Genomic DNA, 14,601 nt, shown 5'->3' with positions numbered 1-14,601 from the left:
ATCAGCACTGCCGCCGTCCCTCACCCCCCGCTCCCTCGCAGCAATCCGCCGGCCAGCCCGATCACCACGGGCAGCACCCCGATCGCGAGAAAGGCGGGCAGAAAGCACAACCCCACCGGGGCGGTGACCATGACGGCCGCCCGGCGTGCCCGCGCCGTCGCGGTGCGCGCCCACTCGGCGCGGGCCTCCGCCGCGAGCCGGCCGACCGGCACGGCCGCCGGCACACCCGACTCGCCCGCCCGTTCCAGCAGCCGCGCCAGCCCCTGAGCGCCCGGAAGCGACGCCAACCTCCGCCACGCGTCGACCGGTTCACCGCCGAGCCGCACCTCCGCCGCGCCCCGGGCCAGCCGCTCACCCACCGGCCCGCCCAGCGCCTCACCGACGGCCTGGGCGGCCGCCACCGGGCTCGCCCCGGCCGCGATGCAGGCGCCCACCAAGTCGGCGGCAAGGGGCAGTTGACGGGCGGCCGGCCCCACGTCGTGCTCCTCCTGAGGTGCCGGATTCCGCCGCCGGAGCCACCACCGGATTCCGAAGCCGGCCGCCAGTCCGACCAGAACTCCGACGACGCCGCCGATCAGGACCCAGCCGGCACATCCGACGCCCACCACAGGCAGCCACCGTCGGCCGTAGTCCCGCACCTCGTGGCGAGGCGGTGACGGCGCGGGTTCCGGGAGCAGCAACGCGGCCAGCCGTCCGCGCACTCGCCTCGCCCGCCGCACCGTCCCGAGCCAGCGGGCCGGTGAGCCGACCAGGAGCACTCCGCACACAAGTACCCCCAGCCTGTGGACAACTTCCGCGCTCATGCCGTCTCCGCTCCTCGTACGATCCGCAGCGCCCACCACAGCCCCACGCCCTCCAGCGCCCCGCCTACGAGCAGGCAGCCCAGCCCGGGACCGGTGTGCAGCAGCACGTGCAGGGGGTCCGCACCGAGCGCGGTGCCGAGCAGAAGGCCGAGGACCGGCAGGCCCGCGAGCATGGAGGCCGTCGAGCGCGATCCGGCTAACTGGGCCCGCATGTCGTCTCGTTGATCACGCTCGGCTCGCAGCGCGGCCTCCAGCCGGTCCAGTCCCGCGGCGAGCCCCGCACCCCGGTCCACGGCCACACGCCAGCACGCGGCGAGCCCCACGAGTCCGTCGGCGCCGGGCTGCCGTGCCGCTTCGGTCAGCGCACCCGGTACATCCCCGCCGAATCTCGCCGCGGCCAGCACCAACGGCTGTGCGTCGGCGAGTCCGTCCGAGTCGCGTGCGGCCGCGAGCAGTGCCTCACCCGGCTGACGTCCCGCCCGCACCTCACCGGCGAGGGCGCCGCACAGGGCGATCACCGCGTCGCCATGTCGCTCCCGCTCGCGCCGGGCCTCCCCCGCTCGCCGCACCCGGCGCAGCAAGGGCATGCCGGCGGCTCCGAGGAGGAGTGGCAGGACCGACGTGCCCAGTACCGCGATCACCGTTCCCGCCACCAGCGACCAGGCTTCGGGCCGCAGCCGCCCGCGCAGCCGGTGCCAGTCCACACGGGCCCGCTGCCACAGAGGCGGGCCGGTCACCGCCCCACCGCCGGCGAACAGCACCCTGGCTCTGCGCGCGCCCGAGCCGTGCCCGCCGATCAGCCAGGCCGCGATCCCGGCACACGCCATCGCCGCTCCCACGGGCGCGTCCGCCATCTCACCGACCCTCATCCCGCTCCCCGTTCGCATCCCGACGTCCGGCCCCCTGTCAGTACCTCGGCGTCCACAGCCTCGGACGGGCTCCCGTACTCCTCCGGTCCGGCGGCACTTCCCCTCCCGAGCCCGATCGGCTCGCGACGTTCCTGGCTTCGATATCCCTGGCTTCCCTCCCGAAGGAGCTCCCTCAGCCGCTCCCACCCCCGCTCGTACGCGAAGGCGTCCTCGCCCCACCGCAGCGCCGGCACCGTCACCACCAGCCCCGACGCGTCGCGTTCCAGCACATGCACCTCGGCGATCCGGCGCCGTCCGGTCCGGTCCCGGACGAGGTGCAGGACCACGGACAGTGCCGCCGCCAGTTGGCTGTGCAACGCGGCCCTGTCGAGCCCGGCCGCCGTGCCCAGGGCCTCCAGCCGGGCCGGGACCTGGGCTGCCGCGTTGGCATGAAGAGTTCCCGAACCGCCCTCATGTCCTGTGTTCAGCGCGGCCAGCAGCGAGACGACCTCGGGACCGCGCACCTCGCCGACCACCAGCCGGTCCGGTCTCATCCGCAGGGCCTGCCGGACGAGATCCTGGAGCGAGACGAGGCCGACGCCCTCCTGGTTCGCGGGCCGCCCTTCCAGGCACACCACATGCGGATGGTCGGGCCGTAGCTCGGCCGAGTCCTCGGCGAGCACGATCCGCTCTCCTGGACCCACGAGTCCCAGCAGCGCGCTCAGCAAGGTCGTCTTGCCCGAGCCCGTGCCTCCGCTGATGAGGAAGGACAGCCGGGCGTCCAGCAGCGCTCTGAGCACCCGGTCCCCGCCGGGCGGCACCGTTCCCGCCGCCACCAGCTCGTCGAGGGTGAAGGCGCGTGGCCGTACGACACGCAGGGAGAGGCAGGTGGAGCCGACCGCGACCGGTGGCAGCACCGCGTGCAGACGTGTTCCGTCCGGCAGCCGGGCGTCCACCCAGGGGCGGGCGTCGTCGAGCCGTCGGCCGGCCACCGCCGCGAGGCGCTGCGCGAGACGTCGTACGGCTGCCGTGTCCGGAAAGGACACGGGGGTCAGCTCCAGGCCACCGCCGCGGTCCACCCAGACCCGGTCGGGCGCCGACACGAGCACGTCGGTCACCGACGGATCGGCGAGCAGCGGTTCCAGCGGACCGCTGCCGACCAGCTCGGAGCGCAACCGCTCGGCCGCGCCCAGGACTTCGGCGTCACCGAGCACCCGCCCCTGCTCGCGCAGGGCCTGTGCCACGCGCGCGGGGGTGGGTTCGGATCCGTTCTCGGCCAGCCATTGGCGCACGCCGTCCAGCAGTCCCGCGCCTCCGTCCGGGCCGGCCCCGGGCCCGTCCCACGTCTCCGTTCTCGCGGGCACGAAGCCTGCGGGGCCGCCCCGCGGTTCCTTCCGCCGTGAGAGATAGGGCCGGGGTCCGTCCCGCGCGTCGGCTCGTCCGGGCGGATGCGGCCCGGGCCCGTCCCGCGTGTCCGTCGGGCCGGCCGGAGAAGGCGCGTGTCCCTCCCATGTGTCCGTCCGCACGGGTGTGTCCGTCCGTACGGGCGCGTGGCCCGCGTTTGTGCCCCGGGGCCGGGCTCCCGGTCGGCCGTCGATTCCCGCACCGTGATTCGTGACTCGGGTCGCGTCCCAGCTCATACGCCCCCTCCTTCGACCGGAACCCGCTCCCAGAAGGCCGTGCAGAACCGCGCCAGAGGGCCCTTCGCCGCGCTCCCCGGTGGCGGCCCGCCGTCCATCGGGAAAGACTCCGACGGCAGTTCACCCACCAGCGGCAGGTCGAGCAGACGGGCTACCTCGCGGTCGTCGAGGCCCGGCGCGCAGGGTCCGCGGACCACGATCCGCAGATCGCGCAGAACCATGCCGACCGCGGACGCCACCCGTCCGGCCGCCGCGATGGAGCGCAGGTCGGCGGGGACCACCAGCAGCCCCATGTCGAGCTGGGCGAGGATCTCGGCGACCCCTTCGTCGATACGGCGGGGCAGGTCGACGACCACCGCACCACCGCGCCGCCTGGCGGCGGCCAGCACCGCGCGGACCGCCTGCGGGGGAACGATGACCGCGTCGCTCCGGTCCCAGCTCAGAACCCGCAGGGCGTGCAGTCGGGGCAGGGACTCCTCCAGGGCGCCTCCGCCGACCCTGCCGCGGGAGGCCGCGAAAGCCGGCCAGCGCAGCCCCTCGGCCGTCTCTCCGCCGAGGAGTACGTCGAGTCCGCCTCCGAGAGGGTCCGCGTCCACGAGCAGGGTGCGCTTCCCCTCACGCGCCGAGGTGACGGCGAGCGCGCAGGCCAGCGTGGAGGCACCGGCCCCGCCGCGGCCGCCGAGCACGCCGACGGTGAGAGCGGGCCGGCCGACTCCTTCGGCCACATCCGCGATGCGGTCGACAAGCCATTGCTCGCCGTCCGGCAGCACCAGGACGTGATCGGCGCCGATCTCGACGGCCCGCCGCCAGACTCCGGAGTCGTCCTGGTCCCGGCCGACCAGGACGACTCCCCTTCTCCGCGCGGCTCCCCGCACGCGTGGTGCCGCGTCGTCGCCGACCAGGACGAGAGGTGCCGCCTCCCAGCTGCCCCTGCGTTCCGGAATCCCGTGATGGACCTCGGGCCGCGCGCCCGCGGCGGCGCACAGGCGCAACAGGTCGTCGAGGAGGTCGACATCCTCGGTGACGATCAATGGTCCGCCCTGCCGCCCTTCGGCGGTGGGCGGCCGGTCATGGATGATGGCTCCCGCCACGATCTCCAGCCCCCTTCGCTGCTTCTTGCGCGGGGCCCTCCAGGACCCCGTGATTCCCGCTCGTGTGAAGAGCCGGCAAGCGGCCTCCATATGCACGGCCGATACGAACCGGCCGAACGCGTCCGGCAAACGGAACCCGGCCATGAACGGGCCGCGAACGGAGCGCGTGAGAATCACGGTGCAGCGATCCCGGAAATCATGTGGATCTTGGTCGAAAACTGTGGACAACTCAGCGGCTGTGAATATCGCCTTCACGCCTACCGGTGAACGCTCAACGACTTCCGCAGAGCATCCCGACAACTACACACAGTGACGGATCATGGGCATGCGAAGAGCGCGGAACCAAGGGGGCCGAGAAGGCTCCGGAGCCGCGCAGAAGAGGAGAAAACCCATCCGGACATGCGACGACCCCCGCCGGGGGGGAGAGCGGGGGTCGTCCCCACGGCCGACTCGGGGGGGGAGGAGTCGGACCGGGTTAGCACGGTCGCGAACGATCCGTGACTTCCATGGTGTACCCGAGAGCCTTCTCAGGCAAACCCACGCGCCTCACCTTACGCCGAATGGTGGGCCCTATGCTCAACCTCGTGGAAAACCACTCCTTGCCTCGCACAGCGGCCTTCTTCGACCTGGACAAGACGGTCATTGCGAAGTCGAGCACGCTCACCTTCAGCAAGTCGTTCTACCAAGGCGGACTGATCAGCCGCAGGGCGGCCTTGCGCACCGCATACATCCAGTTCGTGTTCTTGGCGGGCGGCGCCGACCACGACCAGATGGAGCGGATGCGCAAGCACATGTCCTCGATGTGCCGCGGCTGGAACGTCCAGCAGGTCAAGGAAATCGTCGCCGAGACCCTGCACGACCTCATCGACCCGATCATCTACGACGAGGCCGCCTCACTCATCGAGCAGCACCACAAGGCCGGTCGCGACGTCGTGATCGTGTCCACGTCCGGCGCCGAGGTCGTGGAGCCGATCGGTGAACTGCTCGGCGCCGACCGAGTCGTGGCGACCCGCATGGTCGTCGGAGAGGACGGCTGCTTCACCGGCGAGGTGGAGTACTACGCCTACGGGCCGACGAAGGCCGAGGCGATCAAGGAGCTCGCCGCCTCCGAGGGCTACGACCTGCCTCGCTGTTACGCCTACAGCGACTCGGCGACCGATCTGCCGATGCTGGAGTCCGTCGGACACCCGCACGCGGTGAACCCGGACCGCGCACTGCGCCGTGAGGCGCTCGCCCGCTCATGGCCGATTCTGGATTTCCACCGCCCGGTCCGGCTGAAGCAACGGCTGCCCGCCCTGTCCGTGCCTCCTCGCCCCGCTCTCGTGGCGGCGGCCGCGATAGGAGCCGCGGCGGCCACCGCGGGGCTCGTCTGGTACGCCAGCCGGCGCCGCGCGACGGCGGTGTGAATCGTCACGCGCGCGCGACGATTCCATTGAAGTCCATTTCTCGCCCTTTTGAACCTAAAAGTAAAGAAGTGTGGTCAGGGGTTCCGCTTCCTCCGGACCTGGAGTACAAAGGGTTTAACGGCCCGCGAGACCAAGGACATCCGCGAGGATCACCTTCAAACGCAACCAGGCCCCACGGACCGAGCATGAACATCGAGCACCCACGCGACGTCGACCCGTCGATTACGGGCCAGCCGCACCAGGTGACGGGCAAAGTTCCCGACCTGATGGGCAATATCTCGAGGACGCTTGGTAACCCGGTGAACATGCCAGCGGCGGTACGAGAACTCGTACCGCCGCAACCCTTTTCCAGGCGATCGGACACCCGCTACGCGGCGCCGCGCTGCAACGCCTCGCAGACCGCGGCGGACTCCCTGGCGCCCAGCTCGACGGCCCGGCCGCAGTGTGCGATCCAGGCGGCCATGCCGTCCGGGGTGCCTGAGACGTAACCGTCCAGGGCCGCGAGATAAGCCGCCCGACCGAGTTCCGCGTGACCCACCTCCGCCGGACAGATGGACTTCGGGTCGAGACCGCTGCCGATCAGGACGATGCGCTCGGCAGCGCGCGCGACCAGTCCGTTGTGGGAGCCGAAGGGGCGCAGGGCGATCAGTTCGCCGTGGACGACGGCCGCCGTGACCAGGGCCGGGGCGGAACCGCCGGCGATGATCAACTGGGACAGCCCTTCGAGACGGCCCGCGACCTCGTCCGCGTCCGGCAGCGGCAGCTCCACCAGGGGCTCTTCGGCCTTCTCCCCGCTCCGCCTCGGCCGGCCCACCGCCTCGCCCCGGTCGGCCGCCGCCACCAGGTGGAGCCGTGCCAGCACGCGCAGGGGCGACTGCCGCCAGATGGACAGGAGCTGGCCCGCCTCGGCGGTCAGCCGCAGGGCGGCGCCGACCGTACGGTCCTCCTCCCCCACGCTGAAGTCGGTACGCCGGCGCACCTCTTCGAGGGCCCAGTCGGCACCGGACAGCGCCGCGGAACCACGGGCCCCGCGCAACGCCGCCTCGGACGTGATCTCGTTGCTGCGGCGCCGCATGATCCGGTGTCCGTAGACCCGGTCCACAGCCTTGCGCACGGACTCCACGGAATCGGCCACCCCGGGAAGTGAACCGAGGGCCGCGAGCGGATCGGCGGCCGCACCTGTCGTACTCATGAGTACGACATTACGCACCCCGGGCCCACACCCCACGAAGGAGTGGTCTTCTTCACGCGGCGTGAGCACCTGGAGCGACGATCGCACTACTCTTGGTGAACATGAAAATTGCTTTCGTCGGGAAGGGCGGCAGCGGCAAGACCACCCTGTCGTCGCTCTTCATCCGCCACCTCGCCGCCTCGGGGGCACCTGTCGTCGCCGTGGACGCCGACATCAACCAGCATCTGGGGGCCGCGCTCGGGCTCGAAGAGATGGAGGCCGCGGCGCTCCCCGCCATGGGTGAGCGGCTTCCGCTCATCAAGGACTATCTGCGCGGCTCCAACCCGCGTATCGCGTCCGCCGAGACGATGATCAAGACGACCCCGCCAGGGGAAGGCTCCCGGCTGCTGCGGGTCGGTGAGACCAATCCGGTGTACGACGCCTGCGCCCGGCCGGTGGAACTCGACGGCGGCGTCATCCGTTTGATGGTCACCGGCCCGTTCACCGAGGCCGATGTGGGGGTGGCTTGCTACCACTCCAAGACCGGTGCTGTGGAGCTCTGCCTGAACCATCTCGTCGACGGCCCGAGCGAGTACGTCGTCGTCGACATGACGGCGGGCTCCGATTCCTTCGCGTCCGGCTTGTTCACCCGCTTCGACATCACGTTTCTCGTCGCCGAGCCGACCCGGAAGGGAGTCTCCGTCTACCGCCAGTACAAGGAGTACGCCCGCGACTTCGGCATCGCCCTGAGGGTCGTCGGCAACAAGGTGCAGAACCAGGACGACATCGACTTCCTGCGAGCGGAGGTCGGTGACGACCTCCTGGTCACGGTCGGACACTCGGACTGGGTGCGCGCCATGGAGAAGGGCCGCCCGCCCCGGTTCGAGGCCCTGGAAGCGGACAACCGGCGCTCGCTGCACGCCTTGCGGACCGCCGCCGACGCCACCTACGAGCTGCGCGACTGGGATCGGTACACGCGCCAGATGGTGCAGTTCCACCTGAAGAACGCCGCCGGCTGGGGCAACGCCAAGACCGGGGCGGATCTCACCGGACAGGTCGACCCCGGTTTCGTGCTCGGCGAGAGCCCCATGGCCACCGCGTGAGCGGCCGGTCGGCCGACAGTGCCGCTTCGGGCTGAGAGACAGACCGCCCGAAGCGCCGCTTCCACCTGAGCGCCGGAACGGCCCGGGGCACCCCTACGGCTTGGGCGCGGGCATCCCGGGCCCGGGCGCGGGCGCCCCGGGGACACCCTTCGGGGCCGGGGCCGGGCGTCCGGAGAGGAACGACGCCCAGCCCTGCTTCGGGGCCTCTCCGACCTGGAGGCCGCGGAGCCTGTCGAGGGTGGCCGGATCCTGGGCGTCGAGCCAGTCGGCCAACTGCCGGAAGGAGACACAGCGCACCTCGGCCCTGGTGCAGACCCGCTCGACGACCTCGTCGACGGCACGCATGTAGGTGCCGCCGTTCCAGGACTCGAAGTGGTTGCCGATGATCAGTGGCGCACGGTTGCCGTCGTAGGCGCGGTCGAAGCCCTTCAGCAGTCCGTCACGCATCTGACGGCCCCAGAACTCCTGCTTGCCCGGGTCCCCCTGAGTCCGCGTGCCCGACTGGTTGACCATGAAGTTGTAGTCCATGGTGAGCTGCTCGTAGGAGTGCCCGGGGAAGGGCACGAGCTGCATCGACAGGTCCCACAGCCCTTCCTTCCTCTTCGGCCAGACCTGGTCGCCGACGCCGCTGGTGTCGTAGCGGAAGCCCAGATCGCGAGCCGCCTTCATGAAGTTCTCCCGGCCCTCCAGACAGGGGGTACGGGCGCCGACGAGTTCCTTGTCGTAGTCGAAGGGCAGCGAAGCCGCGCCCTTCAAGCCCGCGTTGGTCCTCCAGGACTTGACGAACGACTTCGCCTGGGCGATCTCGCTCTTCCAGTCCGCGACCGACCACTGGCCGACCCCGGCCTCCGTGCCGCAGAAGTGGCCGTTGAAGTGCGTACCGATCTCGTTGCCCTCCAGCCACGCGCCGCGCAGCTGCTCCACGGTGTCCGAGATGCCCTGCACGTCGTTGAAGCCGATCTCCGAGCTGCCGGGCGAGTGCTGTGGCGGCCGGTACAGGTCGCGCTTGTCCTCCGGCAGCAGGTACACGCCGCTCAGGAAGTACGTCATCGTCGCCCGGTTCGCCCTGGAGAGCTTCCGGAAGTGAGAGAAGAGCCTCTGGCCGTCCTCGCCGGCACCGTCCCAGGAGAAGACGACGAACTGCGGTGGCTTGTGGCCCGGCTTCAACCGCTCGGGCCGCGGCAGATGCGGCTGCGCCCCGGTGTACGAGGTGGAACCGTCGCCGATCAGGCGGACCGCCGACTTGGGCGCCGGGGCCCCCGCCGTCCTCTTCGCGCCGTGCGCGCGTTCGCGGGAAGGCGTGCCGGCGCCCGCGCAACCGGCGAGCGCCGTGGCGCAGGCCGCGGCGACTGCAACACCCGCGGCGATCCTCTGGGTGGCGGCCATGTCCCGCCCTCCTTCTCCTCGGTCGGGCGGCGCCGGTCGGGACGCCCGCTCGGCTGTGCACCGGCAGCGCCGCCAAGGTTTCACGGGACCGAAAAGAAATAAGTACGACAAGCCGATCAAAAGCTCGCTTCACTCCAGGGAGTGAATTAATACCCCATTTGCCCCTATTTTTGGCATCAACCCTTTACTCTGCATTACGATCCGTTTACCGAGCGTTGAAGAATCCCGCCGCTGCACGCCGTGACCCACGGCCGCGACCCGCCCCCCGCCGCCTCAGGACGGGGGATCACCTGTTCCGCGACCGCGCTGCCCCGGAGGAGACGGGAACCATGTCTGCCTGCGTCCCCACCCGCGCCGCCGACCCGACTCGGCCCGCGCAGGTTCACCAGTCCCACAGCCCCCCGCCGACCCCGCCCCGACGCTTCCGTGTCGCGGGCGCCGATCTGTCCGCCTCGATCGCGGTCTTCCTGATCGCCCTTCCCCTGTCCCTCGGCATCGCCCTCGCCACCGGCGCGCCGCTCCAGGCCGGCCTTGTCGCCGCCGCCGCCGGCGGACTGGTCGCGGGACGGCTCGGCGGCTCACCGCTCCAGGTGAGCGGGCCCGCCGCCGGGCTCACCCTCGTCACGGCCGAGCTCATCCAGCGCTACGGCTGGCGCGCGACCTGCGCCATCACCGTGCTGGCGGGAATCACCCAGCTGGGTCTCGGCTGCCTGCGCGTGGCCCGTACGGCCCTGGCCGTCAGCCCCGCCATCGTGCACGGCATGCTCGCCGGCATCGGGGTGACCATCGCCGTGGCCCAGCTCCACATCGTGCTGGGAGGCATCCCGCAGAGCTCCGTCCTCGACAACCTCGTCGGACTGCCGGACCAGGTGGCCCGCCTGCACTCCGCGGCGGTGTCGATGAGCGTGCTGACGCTGGTGCTGCTGTTCGCCTGGCCGCGCCTTCCCGGACGGACCGGGCGGGCGCTGCGCAAGGTCCCCGCCGCGCTGATCGCCGTCTCCGGAGCCACCCTGACCGCCTCCCTCGCGGGACTGACGCTGCCGAGGGTCGAGCTGCCGTCCTGGAGCAGCCACGCGCTGGCCGGTCTGCCCGAGGGCCCGGTGCTCGGCATCGTCGCCGCCGTCCTCACCGTGACGCTGGTGTGCAGCGTGCAGTCGCTGCTCGGGGCCGTCGCCGTCGACAAGCTGGTGAGCGGCCGCCCGGAACTCCAGGGTCGTGTGGGGCGTTCCCGCCTCGACCGGGAGCTGCTCGGGCAGGGCGCCGCCAATGTCGTCTCCGGCGCGCTCGGCGGACTGCCCGTCGCCGGGGTCGCGGTGCGAAGTTCCGCGAATGTGCAAGCGGGCGCCGTCAGCCGGAACTCCACGATCCTGCACGGCGTTTTCGTAGTGATTGCCGCGCTGCTGATGGTCCCGATCCTCGAGCTGATCCCCCTCGCGTCGCTCGCCGCCCTGGTGATGGCTGTCGGCATCCAGATGGTGTCCTTGCACCACATCCGCACGGTCACCCGCCACCGCGAAGTGCTGGTCTACGCCGTCACCACGCTCGGCGTCGTGTTCCTCGGCGTTCTCGAGGGCGTGGCGCTGGGGGTCTCCGTCGCCGTCGGTGTCGCGCTGCAGCGTCTCGGCCGCACCCGCATCACCCACGAAGAGAGGGAAGGAGTCCATCACGTACACGTACGAGGCCAGTTGACGTTCCTGGCGGTGCCCCGGCTCAGCCGCACCCTGCACCTCGTACCCCAAGGGGTGCACGCCGTCGTGCGGTTGGACGGCTCGTTCATGGACCACGCGGCATACGAGTCGCTGCAGGACTGGCAGAGCACCCACGTCGCCCAGGGCGGCACGGTCGATCTCGGCGGTCGGACCGGAACGCGGATCGCCGAACCCGCGAACTCCGGACACTGCCGCTGCCGGCCCTGGACACCCTGGCGGAACCACCAGTGCCATGCCGCCGCAGAGCCGGGCCCCCTGCACTCGGAGGCGCATTCGGACCGACAGGAGGAGGAGTTGGGCGAGGTCAGGCCGAGCGGACATCAACTGGCGCGCGGAATCAGCGCGTTCCAGCGCAACACCGCGCCCCTGGTGCGCGATGAGCTGGCCCGCCTGGCCAGGGAGGGGCAACAGCCGTCCCAGCTGTTCCTGACCTGTGCCGACTCCCGGCTCGTCACCTCGATGATCACGTCCAGTGGTCCGGGAGACCTCTTCGTCGTACGCAACGTCGGCAACCTCGTGCCGTTGCCGGGAAGGGAGAGCGGGGACGACTCGGTAGCCGCGGCCATCGAGTACGCGGTGGACGTGCTGAAGGTGCGGTCCATCACGGTGTGCGGGCACTCCGGGTGCGGCGCCATGCAGGCCTTGCTGGCGTCGGAGCCGGGTGGGGCGCTCACGCCGCTCAAGCGGTGGCTGCGGCACGGGCGGCCGAGCCTGGACCGGATGGCCGCCGACGACAGACCGTGGACGCGGATCGCCGGACGGGCACCCGCCGACTCGGTGGAGCAGCTCTGTCTGACCAACGTGGTGCAGCAACTGGAGCACCTGCGGGCACATGAGTCCGTGGCGCGCGCCCTCCGGGAGGGCGTGCTCGAACTGCAGGGGATGTACTTCCACGTCGGGGAGGCCCAGGCGTATCTGCTGGCCGAGGCCGATGGCGACGGACTGTTCGATCACGTAGGCGCGTTCGGTCCTGCGAGCGCGGCGGGGGACCTGCGGCATCCGGGGTGATCGCGCGGTGGTGCGTGGTGCGCGGTCCTGGTCGGCGGGGCCGCACACCACGCACCACGTCAGCTTCCGACGCTCCGGCGCCGGTCGCGGTCGCGGGTCGGGGCGCGGACACCCCTGGCCGAAGAATCCGACCCGGCCGACGAACGGGCGTGGAAGTGACCGGGCGCCAGGTGGGCCGGGTGGGCCAGGCACCCCCGAATGAACCCGGTGGCCGGTACGTGCGTGTCACAAGGGGGCAGACTCGTGCGGACCCGGGTGGTCGCGTGAAGGACGGCGGGCCGTACCTCGGGGCACGGGTGTGCCGTGTGGAGCGAGGCCCCGGGTCGGCAGCCAGGATAGGTCTAAACCAATTTCGGGTCGGCCCTTGTCACCAGGCCCCCCGGTCTGATGAGCTGTGGCCTGGGACACAACGGACACCCTGGGAAAGGGAGATGTCGTGAGCAACGAAAGCCTGGCCAACCTGCTGAAGGAAGAGCGCAGGTTCGCGCCGCCCGCCGACCTGGCGGCGAACGCCAATGTCACCGCGGAGGCGTATGAGCAGGCCAAGGCTGACAGGCTCGGCTTCTGGGCCGAGCAGGCCCGCCGGCTGACCTGGGCCACCGAGCCGACCGAGACACTGGACTGGTCCAATCCGCCGTTCGCGAAGTGGTTCGCCGACGGAAAGCTGAACGTCGCGTACAACTGCGTGGACCGGCATGTCGAGGCCGGGAACGGCGACCGCGTCGCCATCCACTTCGAGGGCGAGCCGGGCGACAGCCGGGCCATCACCTACGCCGAGCTCAAGGACGAGGTGTCGAGGGCCGCGAACGCCCTGACCGAGCTGGGCATCGAACAGGGCGACCGGGTCGCCGTCTACCTGCCGATGATCCCCGAGGCCGTCGTCGCGATGCTGGCCTGCGCCCGTATCGGCGCCGCGCACTCGGTGGTGTTCGGCGGATTCTCCGCGGACGCGATCGCCACCCGCATCCAGGACGCCGACGCCAAGCTGGTCATCACCTCCGACGGCGGCTACCGGCGCGGCAAGCCCTCCGCGCTCAAGCCGGCCGTCGACGACGCGGTGAGCCGGGTCGACGGGGTCGACAAGGTGCTGGTGGTGCGCCGTACCGGCGAGGACGTCGCCTGGACCGAGGGCCGCGACGTGTGGTGGCACGACATCGTCGGGCGGCAGTCGGCCGAGCACACGCCGCAGGCCTTCGACGCCGAGCAGCCGCTGTTCATCCTCTACACCTCCGGGACCACGGGTAAGCCCAAGGGCATCCTGCACACCTCGGGCGGCTACCTCACCCAGGCCTCGTACACCCACCACGCCGTCTTCGACCTCAAGCCGGAGACCGACGTCTACTGGTGCACGGCCGACGTCGGCTGGGTCACCGGGCACTCGTACATCACCTACGGACCGCTCTCCAACGGCGCGACCCAGGTCATGTACGAGGGAACCCCGGACACGCCGCACCAGGGCCGGTTCTGGGAGATCGTGCAGAAGTACGGGGTGACGATCCTCTACACCGCGCCCACGGCCATCCGCACCTTCATGAAGTGGGGCGACGACATCCCCGCGAAGTTCGACCTGTCCTCGCTGCGGGTGCTCGGGTCGGTCGGCGAGCCGATCAACCCCGAGGCCTGGATCTGGTACCGCAAGCACATCGGCCAGGACCGCACGCCGATCGTCGACACCTGGTGGCAGACCGAGACCGGCGCGATGATGATCAGCCCGCTGCCCGGGGTCACCGAGACCAAACCGGGCTCGGCACAGCGGGCACTGCCCGGCATCTCGGCCACGGTCGTCGACGACGACGCGAACGAGGTCCCCGACGGCGGTGGCGGCTACCTCGTCCTCACCGAGCCGTGGCCCTCCATGCTGCGCACGATCTGGGGTGACGACCAGCGGTTCCTCGACACGTACTGGTCACGCTTCGAGGGCAAGTACTTCGCCGGGGACGGCGCCAAGAAGGACGACGACGGCGACATCTGGCTGCTCGGCCGCGTCGACGACGTGATGCTCGTGTCCGGACACAACATCTCCACCACCGAGGTCGAATCCGCCCTCGTCTCCCACCCGTCGGTCGCCGAGGCGGCCGTCGTGGGCGCCACGGACGAGACCACCGGACAGGCGATCGTCGCCTTCGTCATCCTGCGCGGCACCGCCTCCGCCGAGGACCCCGGACTGGTCGCCGACCTGCGCAACCACGTCGGCACCACCCTCGGCCCGATCGCCAAGCCCAAACGGGTCCTGCCGGTGGCCGAACTGCCCAAGACCCGGTCCGGGAAGATCATGCGCCGCCTGCTGCGCGACGTCGCCGAGAACCGCGAACTCGGTGACGTCACCACACTCACCGACTCCACGGTGATGGACCTGATCCAGGCGAAGCTCCCGGCCGCACCCAGCGAGGACTGAGGCGGGAACACCCCGCCGGCCCGGCCCTGAGGGGTGCGGGA

The 14,601-nt window shown here is 71.1% G+C and carries 10 protein-coding genes; 4 read left to right on the top strand and 6 right to left on the bottom strand.

The window, feature by feature from the left end; genetic code table 11:
* Positions 1-20 precede the first annotated feature (20 nt).
* From OG410_RS23035 to ssd, 4 genes are all read right to left on the bottom strand, one after another.
* Positions 21-803: a type II secretion system F family protein gene (locus OG410_RS23035; RefSeq protein WP_329300940.1), complete on the bottom strand. Its 783-nt coding sequence runs from the start codon at positions 801-803 to the stop codon at positions 21-23.
* Complete coding sequence (locus tag OG410_RS23030) at positions 800-1,657, bottom strand: type II secretion system F family protein (RefSeq protein WP_329300939.1); 858 nt, start codon at positions 1,655-1,657, stop codon at positions 800-802. The genes OG410_RS23035 and OG410_RS23030 overlap by 4 nt, the downstream gene beginning before the upstream one ends.
* Before the next feature lie 11 nt (positions 1,658-1,668).
* Complete coding sequence (locus OG410_RS23025) at positions 1,669-3,015, bottom strand: TadA family conjugal transfer-associated ATPase (protein WP_329300938.1); 1,347 nt, start codon at positions 3,013-3,015, stop codon at positions 1,669-1,671.
* Positions 3,016-3,287: 272 nt separating this feature from the next.
* The gene (gene ssd / locus OG410_RS23020; RefSeq protein ID WP_329300937.1) at positions 3,288-4,382 is read right to left on the bottom strand and encodes a septum site-determining protein Ssd; all 1,095 of its coding nucleotides are present in this window, start codon (positions 4,380-4,382) and stop codon (positions 3,288-3,290) included.
* Between the two features lie 572 nt (positions 4,383-4,954).
* Between ssd and OG410_RS23015 the strand changes: the two genes are divergently transcribed.
* Positions 4,955-5,788: an HAD family hydrolase gene (locus OG410_RS23015; protein ID WP_329300936.1), complete on the top strand. Its 834-nt coding sequence runs from the start codon at positions 4,955-4,957 to the stop codon at positions 5,786-5,788.
* A 367-nt stretch (positions 5,789-6,155) separates the two neighbouring features.
* Here OG410_RS23015 and OG410_RS23010 read toward each other — a convergent pair whose 3' ends face one another.
* Positions 6,156-6,980 carry an oxidoreductase gene (locus OG410_RS23010; RefSeq protein ID WP_329300935.1) on the bottom strand — a complete coding sequence of 275 codons (825 nt, stop codon included), beginning with the start codon at positions 6,978-6,980 and terminating at the stop codon, positions 6,156-6,158.
* Positions 6,981-7,081: 101 nt separating this feature from the next.
* Here OG410_RS23010 and OG410_RS23005 point away from each other — a divergent pair, with 101 nt between their 5' ends.
* Entirely contained in the window at positions 7,082-8,062 is a 981-nt protein-coding gene (locus OG410_RS23005) for an ATP-binding protein (RefSeq protein ID WP_329300934.1), read from the top strand.
* Between the two features lie 93 nt (positions 8,063-8,155).
* Here OG410_RS23005 and OG410_RS23000 read toward each other — a convergent pair whose 3' ends face one another.
* Complete coding sequence (locus OG410_RS23000; RefSeq protein WP_329300933.1) at positions 8,156-9,448, bottom strand: hypothetical protein; 1,293 nt, start codon at positions 9,446-9,448, stop codon at positions 8,156-8,158.
* A 329-nt stretch (positions 9,449-9,777) separates the two neighbouring features.
* Here OG410_RS23000 and OG410_RS22995 point away from each other — a divergent pair, with 329 nt between their 5' ends.
* Complete coding sequence (locus OG410_RS22995; RefSeq protein ID WP_329300932.1) at positions 9,778-12,165, top strand: SulP family inorganic anion transporter; 2,388 nt, start codon at positions 9,778-9,780, stop codon at positions 12,163-12,165.
* A gap of 394 nt (positions 12,166-12,559) precedes the next feature.
* On the top strand, positions 12,560-14,560 hold the full coding sequence (gene acs / locus OG410_RS22990) for an acetate--CoA ligase (RefSeq protein ID WP_329300931.1): 2,001 nt from the start codon (positions 12,560-12,562) through the stop codon (positions 14,558-14,560).
* The last annotated feature ends 41 nt before the right edge of the window (positions 14,561-14,601 follow it).

It is taken from the genome of Streptomyces sp. NBC_00659 (assembly GCF_036226925.1).
Taxonomy (GTDB): Bacteria; Actinomycetota; Actinomycetes; order Streptomycetales; family Streptomycetaceae; genus Streptomyces.
The sequence above is the reverse complement of the archived record's forward strand: the minus strand, read 5'-3'. Positions and strand labels throughout refer to the sequence as shown.